The organism is Mycolicibacterium sp. SMGY-1XX (assembly GCF_059132455.1).
The window spans coordinates 5,951,225-5,971,998 of sequence record NZ_CP101139.1; the positions used below are offsets into that span (position 1 = coordinate 5,951,225).

Consider the following 20,774-nt stretch of genomic DNA (forward strand, 5'->3'; position numbering starts at 1 on the left):
GAGTGGTCGCTCGCCTCAGGCGGTATCAGCGTGGCGGCGCGGCGCCGCCGTGGTGGTGCGGAACACGAGCTCAGGGGCCAGAACCGAGGACAGCGGCTCGGTGCGGCCCGCGTCCAGCCGCGACACCACCGCACCGATGGCGCGATCGGCCTGCTCACGGGGCTGCTGGCTCACGGTCGTCAAGTCGATGTGGCCCAGCCGCGCCAGGGCACTGTCGTCGTAGCCGGTGACCGAGACATCGGCGGGCACGTCGAGCCCGGCCCGCCGGAAGGTGTCGATGACCCCGACGGCGATGCGGTCATTGGCGCACACCACCGCGGTCGGCAGCTCGGCGCTCAACAGCGACTTCGCCGCTGCCATGCCCGCCTCCTCGGTGAAGGCGCCCCCGACCACCTGCGTGGCGTCACCGAGACCGTGGCGTCGCATGGCCCGCAGGTATCCGTTGCGCCGGTCGGTGGCGATGACACCGGAACCGGCGTCGACGTGCACGATATGGCGGTGCCCGGCCTCCACGAGGTGGTCGACCATGGCGCCGATACCGCGGGCGTCGGCGGTGCGGACCACGTCCAGCGACTCCGAGGAGATCCGCCTGCCGACCACCACCGTGGGCACCCGCTCCCCCAACTCGGTCAGCGCTGTCCCCGCCAGCTCCGGTCCGATCAGCAGCAGGCCTTCACAGCGGAAGTCGAGCAGTGTGTCGATCACCCTGGATTCGCCGTGGGTGGGCGTCACCGCACCCAGCACCACCTCGTATCCTGCGCGGTCGGCGGCGGCGACGATGTGCTCCACCACCTCGGCGTGAAAGCTGTTCCGGATCAACGCCGCAACACCGATCAGATGCGACCGCCGCGCCGTCATCAACGCCGCCGTGCGGTTCACCCGGTAGCCGAGTTCCTCAGCGGCGGCGAGCACCTTCTCCCGGGTTTCCGCACTGGGGCCGGGCGCCTTGCGAAACACCAGTGACACAAGCGCCTTGGACACGCCGACCTTGTCGGCGATGTCCTGCATGGTCGGCCGGCTCTTGTCCTGTGGCACTGCTACCCCTAGCCGTCGGCGTTTGGGCACAGCATAGCGCTCGCTTCGACCGGTCCAACTGAACGTCAGTCGGATGTGCGCCGGGTGTACGCCCGCAACGCGAAGGGCGCGAACACCGCGGTCAGCGCCAACGACCACAGAATGGTCGCGAGCACCGGATGATGCAGTGGCAGTTGCGCGTCCGGCGCCGCAGCCGGGCCGTTGCCCCACAGTTCGCGCATGGCCTGCGCCAGCGAGGACACCGGATTCCATTCGGCGATCACCCGCAACCAATGCGGCATCGGTTCGGTGGGCACAAAAGTGTTGGCCAGGAACGTGACCGGGAACAGCACGGTGAACATGACGCCGTTGACGGCTTCCACCGAGCGCATCAACGAGCCGATCAGGATGCCGAACCAGATCATGCCGAACCCGAACACCAGCACCAGCGCGAAGGCCAGGACCGCCTCGCCGACGCTGCCCCGGATGCGCCAGCCGATGGCCAGGCCGGTGAACGCCATCACCACGATGCCGATCGACGAGTGGATCAGGCTGGCGACGCTGCGGCCGATGAGCACCGACGATCGGGAGATCGGCAGCGACCGGAACCGGTCGATGATGCCCTTCTCGACGTCGGCGGTGATGCCTGCGGCGACGACGAACGCGGAGAACACGATGGTCTGCGCCTGGATGCCGGGCAGCAGGAACTCCCGGTAGGACGCTCCGCCGGTATTGGTGATGGACGCACCGAAGACGAAGGCGAACAGCAGCACGAACATGATGGGTTGCGCGGTGACGTCCGACAACATCTCCGGCATGCGCTTGGTGTGGATCATGTTGCGTTTCACCATGATCCACGATTGGTACGCCAGCGACGTGCGGCGGGTCTGTGGACGCGCGGCGGTGCTGGGTGGCGCGCCTTCCCGGACGGTGGTCATGCGGTGGCCTCCTCAGCGGTGGTGCGGCCGGTCAATGACAGGAACACGTCATCGAGACTGGGCCGGGTCAGGCCGATGTCGTCGACCTCGATGTGGCTGTCCTGCAGCCAGGACGCGACCCGGGTCATGTCATCGAGCCCGTCGGCCGACGCGGTGAGCCTGCGCGCGCCGACGTCGACGTGGACCTCGGCACCGGTTCTGGCGACGATGGCCTGTGCGCTTTCCAGGTCAGCGGCGTGCGACACGGTGACGACCAGGCTGGCATTGCCCGCCTGCTCCTTGAGCTGAAGCGGAGTGCCCTCGGCGATGATGCGGCCGCGGTCGACGACGACGATGGTGTCGGCGAGTTGGTCGGCCTCCTCCAGATACTGCGTGGTGAGCAGCAGCGTGGTGCCGTCCGCGACGAGTCCGCGCAGCACGTCCCACAGCTCGCTGCGCGACCGCGGGTCCAGACCCGTGGTGGGCTCATCCAGGAACAGCACCGGCGGGGCGGCGATCAGGCTGACCGCGAGGTCCAGGCGGCGGCGCATCCCGCCCGAGTAGCCCTTCACCACACGATCGGCGGCGTCCGCAATGGAGAACTGCTGCAGCAGCTCGTCGCCGAGCCGGTCCAACTCCTTGCGCCGCAGCCCGTAGAGGCTGCCGATCATCCGGATGTTCTCCCGGCCGGTGAGCAGCTCGTCCACCGTGGCGGCCTGCCCGGTCAGGCCCATGTGGCGGCGTACCTGTTCGGGGTCGCGCCGCACATCGAAGCCGGCCACCCGCGCCGTGCCGCTGGTGGGTTCGGTGAGCGTGGTCATCATCCGCACCGTGGTGGTCTTGCCCGCGCCGTTGGGTCCGAGAAGTCCCAGCACCGTGCCCTGCGGGACGGTGAAACTGATACCGCCGACGGCGGTATGGTCGCCGAACCTCTTCACCAGATCGATGGCCTCGATGGCTGCCTCGGGCATGCCCTCGACCGTAGCGGGTGACTCCGACAAGCCCCACTGGATTTTGTGGGGTGCCCGGATCAGGCGGCGTTGTCGGCGCCGGGTGCGTCGGCGTAGCGGCCCGGCGACATCCAGGACGCGACGGCGCCGAGCACCATCATCACCGCCGCAGCCGCGAACACCACCACCAGACCCGCGTGGAACGGTTGGGTGATCAGCTCCGGGAAGAACGTCTTACCGGTGAGCACCTCGGCGTTGACGCCCGGCTGCTGCAACGCGTGGTACGGCTCCAGCAGTTCGGCGATGGGGTTGTAGCCCAGGAACGCCGCGAAGAGACTCCCGACGGGTGGCAGGCCGGCGACGTCGTGTGCGACGTCAGCGGACACGCCTTGCGCCTGCAGCCCGGTGCTGAGGGTGGAGGGCAGCGTGTTGGCCAGCCCGACGATCATGAGCGAGAAGAAGATACCGATCGACAGTGACGAGCCGGCGTTGAAGAACGTGGCGCGCACACCCGAGGCGGCACCGCGCTGGGATGCCGGCACGCTCGACATGATGGCCGCGGTGTTCGGGGCGGTGAAGATACCGCCACCCAGACCGTTGAGGAACACGATCACCGCGAACATCCAGTAGTCGAAGTTCACCGGGATCAGCAGCAGCGCAACGAATGTCACCGCCATCAACAGCATGCCGCCGACGGTGAACGGCCGGGCCCCGAACCGGTCGGACAGCGATCCCGCGATCGGACCCGCCACCAGGAACCCGATGGTGACCGGCAGCAGGTAGATGCCCGCCCACAGCGGCGTCGACTCGAAGCTGTAACCGTGCAGCGGAAGCCAGATGCCCTGCAACCAGATGATCAGCATGAACTGCAGGCCGCCGCGACCCACCGACGACATCAACCCGGCGAGGTTGCCCATGCCGAACGATGCGGACTTGAACAGTTTCATGTCGACCATCGGCTGCGACACCCGCAGTTCGATGAGGCAGAACACCACCAGCAGTGCCAACCCGGCGGCAATCGAACCGAGGACCAGAGGAGAGGTCCAGCCGGTGGTGGAGTCGCCATAGGGCTGGATGCCGTAGGTGATACCGACCAGCAGCACCGTCAGACCGACGCCGAAGGTCAGCGTTCCGGCCCAGTCGATGCGGCCCGGTGTACGGGATCCGAGTTCTTTGAGCGAGCGCAGGCTCCAGACCGTGCCGGCCAGGCCGATCGGCACGCCCACCCAGAAGATGGCCTGCCAGTGCCACTCGGAGAGGAAACCGCCGATCAGCAGGCCCAGGAATGAGCCGGCGACCGCGGAGACCATGTTCACGCCCAGCGCCATACCGCGTTGATTGGCCGGGAAGGCGTCGGTGAGGATCGCCGAGGACGACGACATCAGCATGGCGCCGCCGACACCTTGGACCACGCGCCAGGCGATCAGCCACACCGCACCGCCGCCCATGGAGAACGGGTCGAACGACAGGGCCACCGCGGCGACCGTGAACACCACGAACCCGAGGTTGTAGATCCGCACCCGGCCGAGCATGTCGCCCAGGCGGCCGAATGGCACCACCAGCACGGCGGTCACCACCAGGTAGCCCATCAGCATCCAGAGGAGGTAGCTCACATTGCCGGGCGCCAAGGGATTCAGGCCGATACCGCGGAAGATCGCCGGCAGCGAGATCAACACGATGGACGCGTTGATGGTGGCCAGCAGGGTGCCCAGGGTCGTGTTGGACAGCACCACCCACTTGTAGCGGGGGTGGTCGTGGTCCATCTTGATCCGGCGTCGAGCGGTGGCGGTGAGGCTCGCGTCGGTGGTGGTGAGCTCGGCAGTCATCAGCATTCTTCGTTTCGTATCGAGTGCGTGCGCAGCCCACCACGGTGTGTGCCGCAATTTACATATGTTAGCTATGCAAACCTTCGTGGTGCAATTCCCATTCCATCCCGTTCCGTCGTCCCGGGGTGTGGCACGGCACCGGACTGCGCTAGGTTGGTCGCGTAACCCACACGGGAGTGCACACCGAGTGCGCTGAGAGGACGGCTGGGGCCGTCGACCGTACGAACCTGACCGGGTAATGCCGGCGTAGGGAGTGAACTGATGAGTGCTGTTGCCGTATCCGTGACCCATGCCCCCATCTCGGGCAGCCACAAGACCTACCGCGAACTTCCCGACGGCGCCAAGGTGCCGTTCCGTCGGGTGAACCTGACCAACGGTGAGCATCTCGACCTGTACGACACGTCCGGGCCGTACACCGACGCCGAGGCGCACGTCGACCTGGAGAAGGGGCTGCCACGCCGTACGGTCGTGCGCGACCGGGGTACCCAGCTGCAGCGGGCGCGCGCCGGGGAGATCACCGCGGAGATGGCCTTCATCGCCGAAAGGGAAGGTGTACCAGCAGAACTGGTGCGTTCCGAAGTTGCCAGGGGCCGCGCGGTCATCCCGGCCAATCACAACCATCCCGAGACCGAACCGATGATCATCGGCAAGTCCTTCGCGGTGAAAGTCAATGCCAACATCGGCAATTCGGCGGTGAGCTCGTCGATCGGCGAGGAGGTCGACAAGATGGTGTGGGCCACCCGGTGGGGTGCCGACACCATCATGGACCTGTCCACCGGTAAGGACATTCACCTGACCCGCGAGTGGATCCTGCGTAACTCGCCCGTCCCCGTCGGCACCGTGCCGATGTATCAGGCCCTGGAGAAGGTCAACGGTGACCCGACGGCGCTGACCTGGGAGGTGTACCGCGACACCGTGATCGAGCAATGTGAGCAGGGCGTCGACTACATGACCGTGCACGCCGGTGTGCTGCTGCGCTACATCCCGCTCACCGTCAACCGGGTCACCGGCATCGTCAGCCGCGGCGGCTCCATCATGGCGGCGTGGTGTCTGGCCCATCACACCGAGTCCTTCCTCTACACCCATTTCGCCGAGCTGTGCGAGATCCTGGCCCGGTATGACGTGACGTTCTCCCTCGGCGACGGGCTGCGCCCCGGGTCGATCGCCGACGCCAACGACGCGGCGCAGTTCGCCGAACTGGAAACCCTGGGCGAACTGACGAAGATCGCGAAAAGCCATGGCGTGCAGGTGATGATCGAAGGACCCGGTCATGTGCCGATGCACAAGATCGTCGAGAACGTCCGCCTCGAAGAAGAGCTCTGCGACGAGGCACCGTTCTACACCTTGGGACCGCTGACCACCGATATCGCGCCTGCGTACGATCACATCACCTCGGCGATCGGCGCGGCGATGATCGCCCAGGCCGGCACGGCGATGCTCTGCTACGTCACTCCCAAAGAGCACCTGGGCCTTCCGAACCGGAAAGACGTCAAGGACGGCGTGATCGCCTACAAGATCGCTGCGCATGCCGCCGATCTGGCCAAGGGACACCCGCGCGCTCAACAACGTGACGACGCGTTGAGCAAGGCCCGGTTCGAGTTCCGCTGGGAGGATCAGTTCAATTTGTCGCTGGATCCAGACACCGCCCGCGAATTCCACGACGAGACGCTGCCGGCGGCCCCGGCCAAGACCGCCCACTTCTGTTCGATGTGCGGACCGAAGTTCTGCTCGATGCGCATCACCCAGGACATCCGCGAAGCCATGGCGGAGAAATCTGCGGAGTTCGCCGAGCAGGGCAACCGCGTCTACCTACCCTTGACCTCATGACGTACCTACCGCTGAGCCCGCCCGGGCAGACACCGCACCGGGTGATGACCATCGCCGGCTCCGACTCCGGCGGCGGTGCGGGCATCCAGGCCGACATGCGCACGTTTGCGATGCTGGGCCTACATGGCTGCGTAGCCGTCACCGCGGTGACGGTGCAGAACTCGGTGGGCGTCAAGGGCTTTCACGAGATTCCACTCGACGTGGTGGCCGGGCAGATCAGCGCGGTGACTTCCGATATCGGCATCGAAGCCGCCAAGACCGGCATGCTGGCGTCATCAGAGATCATCGGATGCGTGGCCGAGACCTGGCGAGCCGAGGCACTGACAGTGCCGCTGGTGGTGGACCCGGTGTGCGCATCGATGCACGGGGACCCGCTGGTGCACCCCAGCGCCCTGTCGGCCATCCGCACCGAGTTGTTCCCGCTGGCCACGTTGGTGACACCGAATCTCGACGAAGTGCGCCTGCTGGTCGACATCGAGGTGGTCGACACCGAGTCCCAGCGCGACGCAGCGCGGGCGCTGCACGCTCTCGGGCCGCAGTGGGCGCTGGTCAAGGGTGGGCACCTGCGCTCGTCGAGCGCGAGCCCCGACCTGCTCTTCGACGGCACGGAGTTCTACGAGTTCGCCGCTCCGCGGGTGGACACCGGCCACGATCACGGTGCTGGTGACACCCTGGCCGCCGCGACCGCTTGCGCTCTGGCACATGGTTATTCGGTGCCGGATGCGGTGCAGTTCGCCAAAGCGTGGGTGACCGAGTGCATCCGGGCCGCCTATCCTCTGGGCCGTGGGCACGGACCCGTCAACCCACTGTTCCGGTTGGCCGACGATGGATCTTGAGCCGATCGCCGGGGTGGCGCACGAACCCGACAGCCCGCCCGCCGGAGTCGTGCTGTTGACACACGGGGCCGGCGGCAGCCGCGAGGCGCCACTGCTGGTCCGACTGTGCGACGAGTGGGCCGGCCGCGGGTGGTTGGCCATCCGCTACAACCTCCCCTATCGACGGCGACGCCCCAAGGGACCGCCGTCGGGTTCAGCCGCGGCCGATCAGGCCGGCATCGTGGAGGCCATCGAATTGGCGCACACGCTGAGCGACGGCCCGGTGCTGGCCGGCGGGCATTCGTACGGCGGGCGGATGACGTCCATGGTGGCGGCGCGAGAAGAAGCCGGAGCGGCAGGCGGTGGCGGCCTGACAGCTCTGACGTTGTTCTCCTATCCCCTGCACCCGCCCGGCAAGCCGGAGCGGGCGCGCACCGAACACCTGCCGGACATCCGCATCCCCACCGTTTTCACCCACGGCACGGCCGACCCGTTCGGCTCGATCGAGGAGTTGACGGCAGCCGCGGCACTGGTGAGCGGGCCCACCGAGATCGTCGAGATCACCGGCGCCCGTCACGATCTGAACTCCAAGACGCTGGACGTGCCCGCACTGGCGGTCGACGCCGCGCTGCGCGCGCTCTAGGAGCGCAGGCAGCGCACCGCGATGTCGGCGACCGCGCTCAGGCGCTCGTGATCGACGCCGTCTCGGGCGCGCGCGGCCATTCCGTTCAGCATCACGATGAGGAACTCGGCAAGATCTTCGGGATCCAGTGAGTCCGGCAGGTCACCGGAGTCGGCACTGTCCCGCAGCCGGTCGGCAATGAACGCCCGGCCGTCATTGCGTCGTTGCGCCAACTGGGGATCCGCCATGACAAGGCACCCGCGGGGATGGCCGGCGTCGGTGTATTCGCGCGCCGCCGCGGTCAGCATCCGCTCGACCACGTCATGCGAGGTCGGCGCGGCCACCGCGCGCGTGGCCGGCGCCGCCGGTCGGCTCTCGTACATCGCCACGGCTTCGTCGAACAGCCCCCGCTTGCCTCCGAAGGCGGCGTAGAGACTGGGCGATGAGATGCCCATGGCCGCCGTGAGATCACTGATCGACGTGTGGTCGTAGCCGCCGCGACTCCAGAATTCGTACATCGCGCGCTCGAGCGCTTCGGTTCGGTCGAATTCCCGTGGCCGTGCCATGGCGCGATTCTAACCGTTCTGTGCCGACCGTTATAGAACCTGCTATCGTCGGCGTTCTGTGTCGAGCGTTATAGAACCAGAAGGAGCGGAAAGTGCAGTACGCGATCATCGGAGCCGGCAACATCGGCTCTGCAGTGGCCCGGCAGTTCTCTCGCGCGGATATCCCGGTCGGTGTCGCAGCCGCACGAGGTGTCGACTCGGTATCCCGCCTGGTGAGTGAGATCGGTCCCGCCATCAGGCCCATCGAGGTCGGCGACGCGCTTCTCGCCGATGTGGTGGTGCTGGCGGTCCCCTTCGAGGCCGTTCGCGGACTCGTCGAGCAGATACCGGACTGGCGGCAACGCATCATCGTCGATGCCACCAACGCAATCGACTACAGCGACTTCTCCCCGGCCGATCTGGGCGGACGCGCATCGTCGGACCTGGTGGGCGAATGGGCCGTCAACGCCCGCGTGGTCAAGGCGTTCGGCCACACCTGGGCCAAGGTCCTGGCCCGCGAACCGCGCGACACATCGGGTGCTCGCCGCGTCCTCTTCGTCTCCGGCAATCACCCGAGCGCAAACGAGGAAGTGAAGGCGCTGATCCAGCAGTTCGGATTCACGCCGATCGACCTGGGCCGCAACGACGAAGGCGGGTTGCTGCAGCAGTTCGGCGGGCCGCTGACGACGCTGAGTCTGCTGTCGCAGCCCATCGGCGGCAACAGCCCCGCGGAGATGGACCTGGCCGATTGAGGTAGCGCACTACGTAAGCCGGGGCCTCGCGCACCCGGCACGCTCGAACCCTGACACCTGAGCACAGGAATCGGGGGGATGGGTCATGGTGGACACCGCCACACGCACCGAGCTGACAGCACTGCCGCTGGCGCCGATGAATCCGCTCCCGCGCCGTCGACAACTGGCTCTGCTGCGCTCGTTCGTCGAAGGCCACGCTGTGCTGATCGCGTCCGGGGGCCGGATCTCACGCATCACCTTCGGACCCAAATGGTTGGTGCCACCCATCGTTCTCGTGGCCACACCGCAAGGGGCGCATGACGTCCTGAGCCGACGCGACGCGGTGTCCGACCGCGGCCGGTCGACGGCGATGGTGCAGATGCGCACCCTGATGGGCGGCAACCTGCTCGACCTGCCCCATGACCAGTGGCTGCCGCGGCGGCGTGCCTTGCAGCCGATGTTCACCAAATCCCATGTGCCGCGCTACGCCGGCCACATGGCCACCGCAGCGCAGATGGTCGCCGAGCGGTGGCGCGACGGCCAACTTGTCGATCTCGATATCGAAAGCCGGGCGCTGACCCTGCGAGCACTGGGGCGGTCGGTGTTCGGTCTGGATCTCGACGAGCGCGCGGATTCGGTGGGCCCGGCGTTGCGGACCGCGCTGGGATGGATCGCCGATCGCGCGTCGCGGCCCCTCAACCTGCCGCAATGGGTGCCCACTGCGGGCCAGCGGCGGGCCCGCGAGGCCAGTGCCACACTGCAGCGGTTGGCCGCCGAGATCCTGACCTCGGTGCGTGCGGACCCGGACGTCGATGCCCCACTGGTGCGGGCTCTGGTGGACGCGTCGGACCCCGCGACCGGTCGAGCGCTGACCGACGAGGAGATCTGCCACGAACTGGTGTTGTTCATGCTCGCCGGGCATGACACCACGTCGACGACGCTGACGTATGCCCTGTGGGCGCTCGGGCGCCACCCGGACCTCCAGCAACGGGTGTACGACGAGGTGGCAGCACTCGGTGGCCGACCCCTGACACCGGAGGACGTCCCGGCGCTCGGGTACACGGTGCGGGTGTTGCACGAGGCGTTGCGGCTGTGTCCACCGGCAGCCGGCATGCCCCGCGTCATCTCCGAGGAGATCACCGTCGACGGCCACCGCGTGGAAGCGGGCACCATGCTCAGCATCTCCATCTACGCGCTGCACCGGGACCCGAACCTGTGGGACGACCCGCTGACATTCGACCCGGACCGGTTCCTGCCGGAACGCTCGCACGGACGCAACCGCTGGCAGTACCTGCCGTTCGGCGGTGGTCCTCGGTCCTGCATCGGCGATCACTTCGCCATGTTGGAGGCGACCCTGGCATTGGCCACGCTGGTGCGCGGCGCCCGGATCGAGTCACTGAGCGCGGACTTTCCGCTGGCGACCCCATTCACGGTGGTGGCGGCGGCGCCGGCGTTGGCGCGGGTGCAGCTGCGCTGATGCCCCCCCCTTCGGCACCGCAGAAAGGGTCTAACGGCCCTAACTTACCCATGGGTAAGTTGAGGTATCGTCGTCGCATGACCACGGAGCAAGTGGACGTCGTCATCGTCGGCGCCGGTTTCGCGGGGATCGGGGCCGCGATCCAGCTCAAGCGACTCGGGTTCCACGATTTCGTCCTTCTCGACCGCGAGGACGACCTGGGCGGAACGTGGTACGTCAACCACTACCCCGGCCTCGCCGTCGACGTCCCCACCACCACGTACTCGTACTTCTTCGAGCCCAACCCGAACTGGTCACGGCTGTTCTCCACCGGCGCCGAGATCAAGCAGTACGCCGACGACGTCGCCGACAAGTACGACATCCGGCGTCACATCCGGTTCAACACCACCGCCGACGGCGCCCGCTGGGACGACGAGGCCAAGCTGTGGCGCGTCACCCTGGCCGGCGGCGACACGCTGAGCTGCCGGTACCTGATCACCGCCACCGGTTTCCTGTCACAACCGAAGATGCCCGACATCAACGGCATCACCAACTTCACCGGCCGGGTCATTCACACCACCGACTGGGACGACACCTACAACCCCGCCGATGAGCGGATCGCCGTCATCGGCACCGGCGCCACCGCCGTGCAGCTGATCCCCGAACTGGCCAAGAACGCCGCCGACCTCACGGTGTACCAGCGCACCCCCATCTGGGTGGCGCCCAAGCTCGACTTCGCGATCTCCGAGCGCGCCAAGCGGGTGTTCAGCCGGCTGCCCTGGACCCAGCGCGTGATTCGTGCCATCACCGACACGATCTACGAAGCCATGATCAACATCGGCGTCGTGCACTACCGCGTTCCGCTGTTCCGGCGGCTGAATATCTCCGCGATGGACCTCTGCAAGATCAACCAGTTCGTGCAGATCCGCGACAAGGAACTGCGCCGCAGGCTCACCCCCGACTACGACATCGGCTGCAAGCGACCGACCTTCTCCAACAACTACTTCCGCTCATTCACCAAGCCGCACGTGCACCTGCAGACCGACGGTATCGACCACATCACCGCCGACGGCATCGTGAACAACGACGGCACCAAGACCGAGATCGACACCCTGGTGCTGGCCACCGGATTCGATCTGTGGGAGGCCAACTTCCCGGCCATCGAGATCGTCGGCAGGGACGGGCGCAACCTCGGAAAGTGGTGGCGCGACACCAGGTTCCAGGCCTACCAGGGCGTGTCCATGCCGTACTTCCCGAACTTCCTGAGCCTGGCCAGCCCGTACGCGTTCCTGGGCCTGAACTTCTTCAACACCATGGAATACCAGATGCGGTTGATGGACCGGCTGTTCGGCGAACTGAAACGCCGCGGCGCCACCACCTTCGAAGTCACCGAGGAAGCCAACGCCGCCTACCTGGACCGGATGACGGAATTGCTGGGCGACTCGCTGTGGACGCTGGGCAACTGCGCCTCCTCGCGGTCCTACTATTTCAACCCGCAGGGCGAACCCAGCTTGCTCCGACCGATGTCGACACACGACGCCATCAAAGAAGCCAGTGAGTTCCCCCTGACCGATTACCAAATCGCCTGAGCAGAAAGCGGTTACCTTGACCCAGAAGTCACGCTTCCCCAGCTTGGCCGGACTGGCCCTGGCCGCCACCGGTGTCTCGCATTTCGTGAAGCCGCAACTCTTCGAATCGATCACCGCACCGGCGTTCCCGACGAACACCCGTCAGTACATCTACGTCAACGGCGGAATCGAGACCGCGATCGGCCTCGGACTGCTCAGCGCGAGGACCCGGAAGCTGGCCCTGGCCGGCGGCCTGGGGTACGTGCTGTATCTCGGCGTCAACGGGGTACGCAACCGCTAGACGCCCAGCGTCTGCGTCAACGGCTGACGGGATCGCCATCGACGCCGGACAACCGGAGAAGATCGCTCCGGGTAGGCGCGGCCTCCCAGTCACCGAGGCCGGTGCACGCCAAAGCGCCGCACGCTGAAGCAGTTTCCAGACATTGTTGGATGTCGGCGCCGCGGACCATGTCGGTCAGCCAGCCCGCGACGAAGGCGTCGCCCGCGCCTACCGTATCGGCCACTGCTATCCGATGGGCCTCCCGCAGTACGATTCCGCTGCGGGAGGCGGCGGCCGCGCCCATGGCTCCCCGCTTGATGGCCACTCGATCAACACCGAGTGCGAGCATGCCGTCGACCTGCCTCCGCAGGTCCGTCTCGCCTGTCACCAGCGCCGCCTCGTCCTCGCCGGCGAACACGATATCGGCGCGCTGGGCCAGGTCGCGGTAGGTGCTTGCCGCTTCACCGCTGTCGGCCCACAGACTGGCACGGTGATTGACGTCAAACGAAACGACGCGACCGGCCTGCTTTGCGTAATCGATGGCCATATGGAGAGTCGCAAGTGGACGTTCGCCCAGAGCTGCTGTGATGCCTGTGATGTGGAGGATCCGGCCCCGCTCGATAATTCCGAGCGGGAGATCTTCGGGCCGCAGATGACTCCCTGCCTGATTTCTGCGGTAGTAGGTGACCCGGCTGGCGCCGGGCCGTGGGCGCTCCTTGAGCATCAGAGCGGTTGCAGCCTCGTCATCCACGACCGCGACCGTCTCCACCATTTCCGCACGAAGCTCCCGCACGATGAGTTGGCCGAGCGGGTCCGCACCCACCCGACCGATCCACAGGGCGGAGCCACCCAGTCGCGCCACGCCTATGGCCACATTGCTCTCGGCGCCACCGAAACCCAGATGCAGATCTCGCACGTGCCGTAGGCTGCCCACCCGACCCGCGGTGAGCAATCCCAGACTCTCCCCTACCGTGACCACATCGACGGGTTCGCCGGCCGTCACTGCGGCCGCACCGACTCAGCCGCGGCCACGGCCGCCCGGCACGCATTCGCCACCGCCGCCGCACCTCCGTACGCGACGGCACCGATCCAACTCCCCGCGACGGCGAAAACATTTGGTAATACGAGAAATTCCGAGATATCGGTCTGCCGGATCCCACCGGAAGGCATGAACTGCATGCCGGGATAGACCTCCGCGAAGGCACTCAAGCAGGCGGCTGCGTTCAGCGCACCAGCGGGGAAGAGCTTGACGTGGTTGCACCCAAGGCGCGCCGCAGCCTGGACCTCCGACGGCGTGAGCACGCCTGGGATGATCGGGATACCGGTGTCGCAAACGTGGCGCACCACATCGGAATCGAGTCCCGGTGTCACAATGAATCGCGCTCCGGCATCGATCGCCTCGTCCGCCTGAGCGACCGTCAGCACCGTTCCAGCGCCGACCAAGACGTCACCGCGCGCCGCGAGCTGCCGTATCGCGCTGATGCCGTACTGACCTCGCAGTGCCACTTCACCCACGGGCAGCCCGCCGTCGACCAGCCCGTCGCCGATGACATCGACGTCCTTCATGGCGCGCACGGTGAGAAGCGGAACCACAGGATGGGTGAACAAGGTCTGAACAGATTCGGCCGCACTCATGCTGCCCGCGCGAAGGCCGGGTTCGTGCCGTAAGCCGCCAAAGCGTCAGGATTCAGTGTCACCCCGAGCCCGGGGGTTCCAGGAACAACCAACATCCCGTCGGTGTCCAGAGACCAGCCGCCTGCCACCAGTTCGTCGATGTACGCGGATCCGGTCTTGTACTCCACGAAATCGGTGGCGGCAAGTGCGGAGGCAAGCTGCAGGTCGGCCGCCAAACCCACTCCGGTGTTCCATCCGTGCGGGATCAGGCGGATGCCGTGATCTTGTGCCGCCCAACCGATTCGCCGTGATTCACTCAAGCCACCTCCTTTGGTGGTGTCCGGCTGCACGATATCGAACGCTCCTGCGGTGATGTATGGCGCGAATGTCTGCCGCCGGGTGAGGACCTCGCCACCGCTGATCGGGATCTTCGAGTGTGCTCGCAACGCCACGAATCCGTCGACGTCATCGGGGGCCAGAGCCTCCTCGAACCAGGCCACGTCATACGCAGCGAGCATGTCTGCCGTGCGTTTCGCCCAGGACAACCCACCGGGAAAGAACGCCTCCGAGCCGCCCGCGTCAACAGCCAGCAGCCGGTCACCCACCGCCTCACGAGCTGCCGCAACGGTGCGCTCGTCTGTGGCGCTGTCGACGCGGCCGAACTTCCACCAGCCGATCTTGAACGCGGTGAAGCCTTCAGCGACAAGCGATCTCAGGTTCTCGGTCATGACCTGCGTTTCATCCATCAGGACGGAAGCGTACGGACGGACTCGCTCTCGGTAGCGCCCTCCCAACAAGCGGCCGACCGGCTGATCCAACGCCTGACCGGCGAGGTCCCACAGTGCAATGTCGATGGCGCTGGTCGCGTGGGTCAAGGCACCGCCACGGCCCATCCAGAAGGCACTCTGGTGCAGCGTCTCTGTGAGCCGCTCCACCTCCAGCGCATCCTGTCCGATGAGATGCGGGCGCAGCAGATCGAGGGCTGCACGGACCAGGCCTTCGGCGGTGAATGCACTACCGATACCGACCTGGCCTGAATCGGTGTGTACGGCAACGAGGGTGTGGACGACATCGTCGGGACGCAGCTCGTTCGACCAACCGCCCTCCGGTGTGGCCCCACGCAGTCCGCATGTCTCGATTCGTGTGATCTTCATGTCTAGGTGTTCCTCCTTGTTGTTTGTGACTGTCAGCGCAGCATTTGGCCGGGCAGACGCCCGGTGTGCCGGGCACCCGATATGACCCCGACCCCGTTGACCCAGACGTATCGAGCGGCGTCGGCGTACTCATGTGGCATCGCCCAGGTATCCGTCTGCGACAGAACCTTTGGATCGAACACCACCACGTCGGCGCGGTAGTTCTGACGCAGATACCCGCGGTCGCGAATCCCGAAGTGGTCTGCCACCATGCCGGTCATCTTGCAGATTGCACTCTCCAAAGACAGTGTTCCCGCAGGCACATGGTGGGCGAGGTAATGCATGTGCCCGTAGTAGAAGAGCGGATCTCGGGTACGTGCGTGCAGCGGACCCTGACGGCATGCCGTGAAGGCGTCGACCCCGAGCAAGAAGTGATCGTGCGCGATGGCCTCCGTGAGGTGATCCTCGGTGAACAACAACCCGAGAAGCTGCACGCCACCAAGGTCAGACCCGGCGGCGGCGAGAATGTCGAACAGACAGTCCCATTCGTCGCGGCCGTGCAACTCGGCGATACGAGGGAACGGAAGCCCTTCCCACTCGGGGTGGGTGGCGGACACGCCCAGCCGCACCCTCTCCCACTGACCACGATGGACGAATCGCCAGTAGCGATCGCAGTCCTGTCGGACTCGAGCACGGACTTCGCTGTCATTGAGCAATTCAGCGGCTTCCGCGGCGGGGCGCTTCAAGAGCCAACCAGGCAGCAGACCCGCGGCCATGCCGATTCCGTGCGGATAAGGGGTCATGTCGGCGAGCACATCGGTACCGCGGCGCCTCTCATCGACCACCCGCTGCGTCACCTGTTCCCAGGCACCGGTCCGCGCACCGGTGTCGTACCGCACGTTCAGGTGCGAGAGCTGAGCCCGAATTCCGGCGCGGTTCACCACGTCGAAGAATTCGTCGACAGCTGCGCTCAGACCAGCGTCACGATTACGAATGTGGCTGGCGTACATGCCGCCTCGTCGGCCCGCAACACTGGCAAGATCGACGAGTTCTGCTGTGTCAGCGAACCGTCCGTCGCCGTATTCGAGACCACTGGTGAACCCGATCGCTCCTGAGTCCATGGCCTCCTCCAGAAGCCTGATCTTCTCCCGATCCTCGTCTTTTCCGTGTCTGTTCGCGTTGGATCTGGCTGCCGCCCGTATCGCGGTGTGCCCGACAAACCACATGAGGTTTTGGGCCGTTCCGCCGGAGTGCACCCTGTGCAGCAGCTCACCGAAACTGCGCCAGTCGACCGGCCCCTCAAACCCCAGAGCCCGCAGAGCGTTCTGCGCCGGTTCGACATCGTCGTCGCCCAGTGGGGCGTAGGTGACACCGCAGTTGCCCACCACCTCAGTGGTGACGCCCTGGTGAACCGTGCTGTAAGCCTCCCGGTTGCCCAGAACCGACCAATCACTATGGCTGTGCGGATCGATGAGCCCTGGAGTGACAATCATCCCCTTGGCATCCACCGTGTGCGCAGCCTGGACCTCGGTGTTCAGGCCAAGGTAGGCGATGCGGTCGCCATTGATTCCGATGTCGCAGCGTGTGGCAGGGGCACCTGTGCCATCGATGAGGTCGGCACCGACGATCAACGTATCGAGTGCGGGCATCTCACAAGACCTTGCTGAGGAACTCTATGGTTCTCGGGTTCTGAGGAGAAGTGAAAAGTACTCCGGGGTCCGCTATTTCGATGACACTACCCTTGTCCATGTAGATCACGCGGTCGGCTACTTCCCGGGCGAAACCCATCTCGTGGGTTACCACCACCATGGTCATGCCGTCGGCGGCAAGTGCCTTCATGACGGCCAACACTTCGCCTACGATTTCGGGATCGAGCGCTGATGTCGGCTCGTCGAACAGCATGATCTTCGGGTCCATGGCGAGTGCCCGGGCGATGGCCACGCGCTGCTTCTGGCCGCCGGACAGAGAATCCGGGTACACCTCGGCTTTGTCCGTCAAACCGACCCGGCCCAGCAAACTGCGGGCCCGTTCGTCAGACACCGCTTTGGTGCGCTTGAGCACTCGCTGCTGCGCCAGCGAAACGTTGTTCAGCACTGTCATGTGGGGGAACAAGTTGAAATGCTGGAACACCATGCCCACATCGCGACGGACGACCGCCAGATCAGCGGTGTTCTCCTGCGGACCGAGAGTATGGCCGTTGATGACGATACTGCCGTGCGACGGACGTTCCAGACCGTTCATACACCGCAGGAGTGTGCTCTTGCCCGACCCCGAGGCGCCGATGATGCACACCACCTCGCGTTCGGCGACCTCACACGAAACCCCGTGCAACACCTCGGTTTCTCCATAGCTCAGCCGGAGATTCTCGATCTGGATCATTTCTTGGCTCCTATGGTGAGTGCGGTGAGCGCGTCACCGACTTTGGGCGCGGGCACGCGAGCGCCGAGACGCAACTCGTACCGCCTGGCCAATGCCGATAGAACGAAGCAGATGACGAAGTAGAAGGCCCCGACAACGGCGTAGGCGAGAATCGGGTCAGCCGTCTGAGAGCTCACAATGTTTCCCGCGCGGGTCAACTCGATCAGACCGATCACCGCAACCAGCGAACTGTCTTTGATGAGGACTACCAGGAAACCCACACCGGGCGGCACGATCAGGCGCACAGCCTGGGGCAGGACTATCCAGCGCATCCGCTCGACGTAGGGCATTCCGAGCGCTTCAGCCGCCTCGAATTGGCCGCGCGGCACCGCTTGGATACTTCCTCGGACGAGTTCGCCGATGTAGGCCGATGCGAACAGCGACAGCGCGATCACTCCGGCCCAGTACTCCGGGAGGCTGGTTCCCGGGGCCAGCAGCGGTATTCCAAAGTAAACAAAGAAGATGATCAACAACACCGGGATGCCGCGGATGACGCCGACATAGACGCCGCTGACCCAGCGCAGCGGGCGCACGGTTCCGGTGGACATCAGCCCGATCACAAGGCCTAGCACGGTCCCGAACAACACGGACAAGACACAGATCTGCACTGTCACAAGTGCTCCGTGCAAGATCAGCGACATGTGTTCCCAGCCGAACGCTTCGAACATCACGCCACCTTCCATTTGATGAATTTGGTTTCAATGACCCGCGAGACGGTTGCGACGAGGAAAGCGACACTGAAATACAGCAGGCCCCCGACCGTGAACGTCTCGATCGTCCGGAATGTGGTCGACGTGATCCCCAACATGGCATGCATGAGATCGGGAAGGGCGACGACAGAGGTGACCGATGACGCCAGGAACAGCAGAATGGTCTGATTCGTGATGGCCGGCAGGACATTTCGCATCGCCGGCGGAAACAGCACGCGCCAGAACGTGTCCCGGGGGTTCAAACCCAACGCCGCTCCGGCTTCGCGGAGGCCGTTGGGCACAGATTCGAAGCCCGCGCGATAGATCTCGGCCATGTACGCCGCGTTGTTGATCGTCAGTGCCACGATGCCCGCCGCGACCGGTTCCAGATTGACACCGGCCTGGGGTAGGGCGAAGTACACAAGATAGAGCTGCAACAACAACGGGGTGTTCCGGATGATCTCGATATACGTACCTGCCGCTGCCCGCAAGGCTCGCATACCGGACGTCCGGCCCGCGTAGAGGAGGATTCCGAGGGCACCGCCGGCGACCGCGGCGGCAAGGCTGACCACGAGGCTGATCAGCAGCCCCTTCAGGAGTGGGCCGAGGTACGGAACAATATCGCCGTAGTAGATCTGCATGATGGTCGACCAGAGCTACTTGATCAGGTCGGGAACGTCCATGCCGAGCCACCTGTTGTATGACTCGTTTGCAGCGTCGCTGATGTTGTAGTTCAAGATGAAGTTGTTCAGGTAGTTCAGCCAAACCTGGTCGCCCATCTTGACGCCGAACGACACGAGCGACGGGGACAGCGCGGGCGCCTCCAACACCCGCACGGCGTCACCCTCGCTGTCACGGATGTCGGCGACAACCGCCGTGCTCTCCATCAATGCGTCCACCTTGCCGCTGCGCAGCGCTTGGATCGAATCAGCCACGGCATCAAAGAGACTGGCATTGGCTTGCGGGAATCGCGTTTCGAGGATCGTCGCTGGAACACTGCCACGAGTGGCCGCGACGTTGCGGCCGATTAGGTCGTCGTAGGTGCGGATATCGCTGTCCGCGGGTACTACGACAAGCTGGCCTTCTGAGGCATAGGGCCGCGTCATCGCAACAACCTGGGCGCGCTCGTCGAGGTTGGTCAACGCGGCGATGATCACGTCGACCTTGGCAGTCTCCAGCATGGGTATACGGCTGGCGTTGGTGGTACTGACGAACTCCACCTCTGCACCCAGCGAATCCGCCAGAGCACGAGCCTTGTCGATGTCGAAACCCTCGTACTGGCCCGAACTGTTCATCACGCCGTATGGCGGCGCATCCGCGAAAACCCCGACAACGATCTTCTTGGACTCGAGAATTTTCGTGAGCGTGCTCGGGCCTGTTGCCGCCCCGCCAGTTTGGCCGGCCGACGTACAGCCTGATGCCAGCACCACCGCCGCTAGCGCGGCGATCGCATTGCGAATGCCTTTACGCATGGTTTTCCTCTGATTCATTGAGTGGCTGCGACTCATCCGTCGCGCCAGATGGCGGTGATACCCGCGCGCCGGCCGCCCCGGCGTGATTGCAGATTATTTACAATCTATGATCTGTGCAACCCCTGAGTCGAAATCGCTTCGCGATCCGACTCGGCGGTTCGTGTTGCCTAGGATTGAGAATGCGCCGGCCAGGCGCGGAGGGAGACAGTCACATGACCCACGCCGCAGAGGGCTTGTCTGTGGCCGCACCAGGCATGATCGCCCCTTCACGACGTCACCAGATCGCAGACTGGCTCCGGGAGGAGATCGTCAAAGGCGCTCTGGCACCTGGGGCGCAACTCAAGCAGGACATCCTCGCGGCCCATCTCCGAACCAGCCCCGGGCCGGTCCGAGAGGCGTTGAGGCAGCTCGAAAGTGAAGGGCTCGTCCAGCACATTCCGAATCGCGGCGCCTTCGTCGGCTCTGTCAGTGCGGACGAACTACTCGGTGTGCTGCTGCCAGTGCGCTTGGCGATCGAGTCCTTCGCTATTGACAAGGTCAGCGACAATCCGGAGACGCTGGCCGAATTGGAGCGTCTGGTGGGGTTGATGAACACCGCCGCCGCCGCCGATGACCTCGATCAGCTCAACGAGCTCGATGTGTCCTTCCACGAGACGATTGTTCGAAGTGCACATTCCGAACACGCACTGCAACTCTGGGCGAACGTACAGCCTCGAATTCGGATGCAGATCCATCGCCTGGCTAGGCGCCACAGCAGCCCCTTCGCCATTCCCGAGGAACACCGCGTACTGCTTGCTTCGATCCGCGATGACGACCCAGAACAGCGACGAGTGGCGTTGGATGACCACATCGTAGCCAGCGCGCGGAACCTACTTGCCTGCGAACACTCCGACTAAC

General features: G+C 65.3%; 21 protein-coding genes and 1 riboswitch. Of the genes, 8 read left to right on the top strand and 13 right to left on the bottom strand.

Features of this window, described 5'->3' with window-relative positions:
* Window positions 1–15: 15 nt before the first annotated feature.
* From NL241_RS28430 to NL241_RS28445, 4 genes are all read right to left on the bottom strand, one after another.
* Window positions 16–1,008, bottom strand: coding sequence for a LacI family DNA-binding transcriptional regulator (locus tag NL241_RS28430; protein WP_487696744.1), 993 nt, complete (start codon window positions 1,006–1,008; stop codon window positions 16–18).
* A 92-nt stretch (window positions 1,009–1,100) separates the two neighbouring features.
* On the bottom strand, window positions 1,101–1,952 hold the full coding sequence (locus NL241_RS28435) for an ABC transporter permease (protein WP_494395690.1): 852 nt from the start codon (window positions 1,950–1,952) through the stop codon (window positions 1,101–1,103).
* Window positions 1,949–2,902, bottom strand: a complete 954-nt coding sequence (locus NL241_RS28440) for an efflux ABC transporter ATPase subunit, DrrA-related (RefSeq protein WP_487696721.1) — start codon at window positions 2,900–2,902, stop codon at window positions 1,949–1,951. Before NL241_RS28440 ends, NL241_RS28435 begins: the two co-directional genes overlap by 4 nt.
* A 59-nt stretch (window positions 2,903–2,961) precedes the next feature.
* Window positions 2,962–4,707 carry an MFS transporter gene (locus tag NL241_RS28445; protein WP_487696720.1) on the bottom strand — a complete coding sequence of 582 codons (1,746 nt, stop codon included), beginning with the start codon at window positions 4,705–4,707 and terminating at the stop codon, window positions 2,962–2,964.
* A gap of 160 nt (window positions 4,708–4,867) precedes the next feature.
* Window positions 4,868–4,977: riboswitch (TPP riboswitch) on the top strand.
* Between NL241_RS28445 and thiC the strand changes: the two genes are divergently transcribed.
* The 3 genes from thiC (at window position 4,969) to NL241_RS28460 (ending at window position 7,992) form a co-directional block, all read left to right on the top strand.
* Entirely contained in the window at window positions 4,969–6,534 is a 1,566-nt protein-coding gene (gene thiC / locus NL241_RS28450) for a phosphomethylpyrimidine synthase ThiC (protein ID WP_487696719.1), read from the top strand. Its footprint overlaps the riboswitch before it by 9 nt.
* Window positions 6,531–7,370, top strand: coding sequence for a bifunctional hydroxymethylpyrimidine kinase/phosphomethylpyrimidine kinase (gene thiD, locus NL241_RS28455; RefSeq protein WP_494395691.1), 840 nt, complete (start codon window positions 6,531–6,533; stop codon window positions 7,368–7,370). The genes thiC and thiD overlap by 4 nt, the downstream gene beginning before the upstream one ends.
* On the top strand, window positions 7,360–7,992 hold the full coding sequence (locus NL241_RS28460) for an alpha/beta hydrolase family protein (protein ID WP_487696717.1): 633 nt from the start codon (window positions 7,360–7,362) through the stop codon (window positions 7,990–7,992). The genes thiD and NL241_RS28460 overlap by 11 nt, the downstream gene beginning before the upstream one ends.
* Here NL241_RS28460 and NL241_RS28465 read toward each other — a convergent pair.
* Window positions 7,989–8,537, bottom strand: coding sequence for a TetR/AcrR family transcriptional regulator (locus NL241_RS28465; RefSeq protein ID WP_494395692.1), 549 nt, complete (start codon window positions 8,535–8,537; stop codon window positions 7,989–7,991). The two genes, NL241_RS28460 and NL241_RS28465, sit on opposite strands and share 4 nt — an antisense overlap.
* Before the next feature lie 92 nt (window positions 8,538–8,629).
* Between NL241_RS28465 and NL241_RS28470 the strand changes: the two genes are divergently transcribed.
* The 4 genes from NL241_RS28470 (at window position 8,630) to NL241_RS28485 (ending at window position 12,572) form a co-directional block, all read left to right on the top strand.
* Window positions 8,630–9,268: an NADPH-dependent F420 reductase gene (locus NL241_RS28470; RefSeq protein ID WP_494395693.1), complete on the top strand. Its 639-nt coding sequence runs from the start codon at window positions 8,630–8,632 to the stop codon at window positions 9,266–9,268.
* An 85-nt stretch (window positions 9,269–9,353) separates the two neighbouring features.
* Entirely contained in the window at window positions 9,354–10,724 is a 1,371-nt protein-coding gene (locus tag NL241_RS28475) for a cytochrome P450 (RefSeq protein WP_494395694.1), read from the top strand.
* Between the two features lie 77 nt (window positions 10,725–10,801).
* Window positions 10,802–12,292 (top strand): flavin-containing monooxygenase, encoded by a 1,491-nt coding sequence (locus NL241_RS28480; RefSeq protein WP_494395695.1) that lies wholly within the window; start codon window positions 10,802–10,804, stop codon window positions 12,290–12,292.
* A 16-nt stretch (window positions 12,293–12,308) separates the two neighbouring features.
* Window positions 12,309–12,572: a DoxX-related protein gene (locus NL241_RS28485; protein ID WP_487696712.1), complete on the top strand. Its 264-nt coding sequence runs from the start codon at window positions 12,309–12,311 to the stop codon at window positions 12,570–12,572.
* Between the two features lie 16 nt (window positions 12,573–12,588).
* Here the strand turns inward: NL241_RS28485 and NL241_RS28490 are convergent, their stop codons facing one another.
* The 8 genes from NL241_RS28490 to NL241_RS28525 are packed head-to-tail and all read right to left on the bottom strand — an operon-like array spanning window position 12,589 to window position 19,877.
* Window positions 12,589–13,554 (bottom strand): sugar kinase, encoded by a 966-nt coding sequence (locus NL241_RS28490; RefSeq protein WP_494395696.1) that lies wholly within the window; start codon window positions 13,552–13,554, stop codon window positions 12,589–12,591.
* Entirely contained in the window at window positions 13,551–14,186 is a 636-nt protein-coding gene (locus tag NL241_RS28495; protein ID WP_494395697.1) for a bifunctional 4-hydroxy-2-oxoglutarate aldolase/2-dehydro-3-deoxy-phosphogluconate aldolase, read from the bottom strand. The genes NL241_RS28490 and NL241_RS28495 overlap by 4 nt, the downstream gene beginning before the upstream one ends.
* Window positions 14,183–15,319: a mandelate racemase/muconate lactonizing enzyme family protein gene (locus NL241_RS28500; protein WP_487696710.1), complete on the bottom strand. Its 1,137-nt coding sequence runs from the start codon at window positions 15,317–15,319 to the stop codon at window positions 14,183–14,185. Before NL241_RS28500 ends, NL241_RS28495 begins: the two co-directional genes overlap by 4 nt.
* A 32-nt stretch (window positions 15,320–15,351) precedes the next feature.
* On the bottom strand, window positions 15,352–16,947 hold the full coding sequence (locus tag NL241_RS28505) for an N-acyl-D-amino-acid deacylase family protein (protein ID WP_494395698.1): 1,596 nt from the start codon (window positions 16,945–16,947) through the stop codon (window positions 15,352–15,354).
* 1 nt (window position 16,948) lies between these two features.
* Entirely contained in the window at window positions 16,949–17,677 is a 729-nt protein-coding gene (locus NL241_RS28510; RefSeq protein ID WP_487696708.1) for an amino acid ABC transporter ATP-binding protein, read from the bottom strand.
* Window positions 17,674–18,384 (bottom strand): amino acid ABC transporter permease, encoded by a 711-nt coding sequence (locus NL241_RS28515; protein ID WP_494395699.1) that lies wholly within the window; start codon window positions 18,382–18,384, stop codon window positions 17,674–17,676. Before NL241_RS28515 ends, NL241_RS28510 begins: the two co-directional genes overlap by 4 nt.
* A complete protein-coding gene (locus NL241_RS28520; protein ID WP_487696706.1) occupies window positions 18,384–19,046 on the bottom strand; it encodes an amino acid ABC transporter permease in 663 nt (220 codons plus the stop codon). Before NL241_RS28520 ends, NL241_RS28515 begins: the two co-directional genes overlap by 1 nt.
* 15 nt (window positions 19,047–19,061) lie before the next feature.
* Entirely contained in the window at window positions 19,062–19,877 is an 816-nt protein-coding gene (locus NL241_RS28525; protein WP_487696705.1) for a transporter substrate-binding domain-containing protein, read from the bottom strand.
* A gap of 212 nt (window positions 19,878–20,089) precedes the next feature.
* Here NL241_RS28525 and NL241_RS28530 point away from each other — a divergent pair, with 212 nt between their 5' ends.
* Window positions 20,090–20,773, top strand: coding sequence for a GntR family transcriptional regulator (locus tag NL241_RS28530; protein WP_494395700.1), 684 nt, complete (start codon window positions 20,090–20,092; stop codon window positions 20,771–20,773).
* Window position 20,774 lies beyond the last annotated feature (1 nt).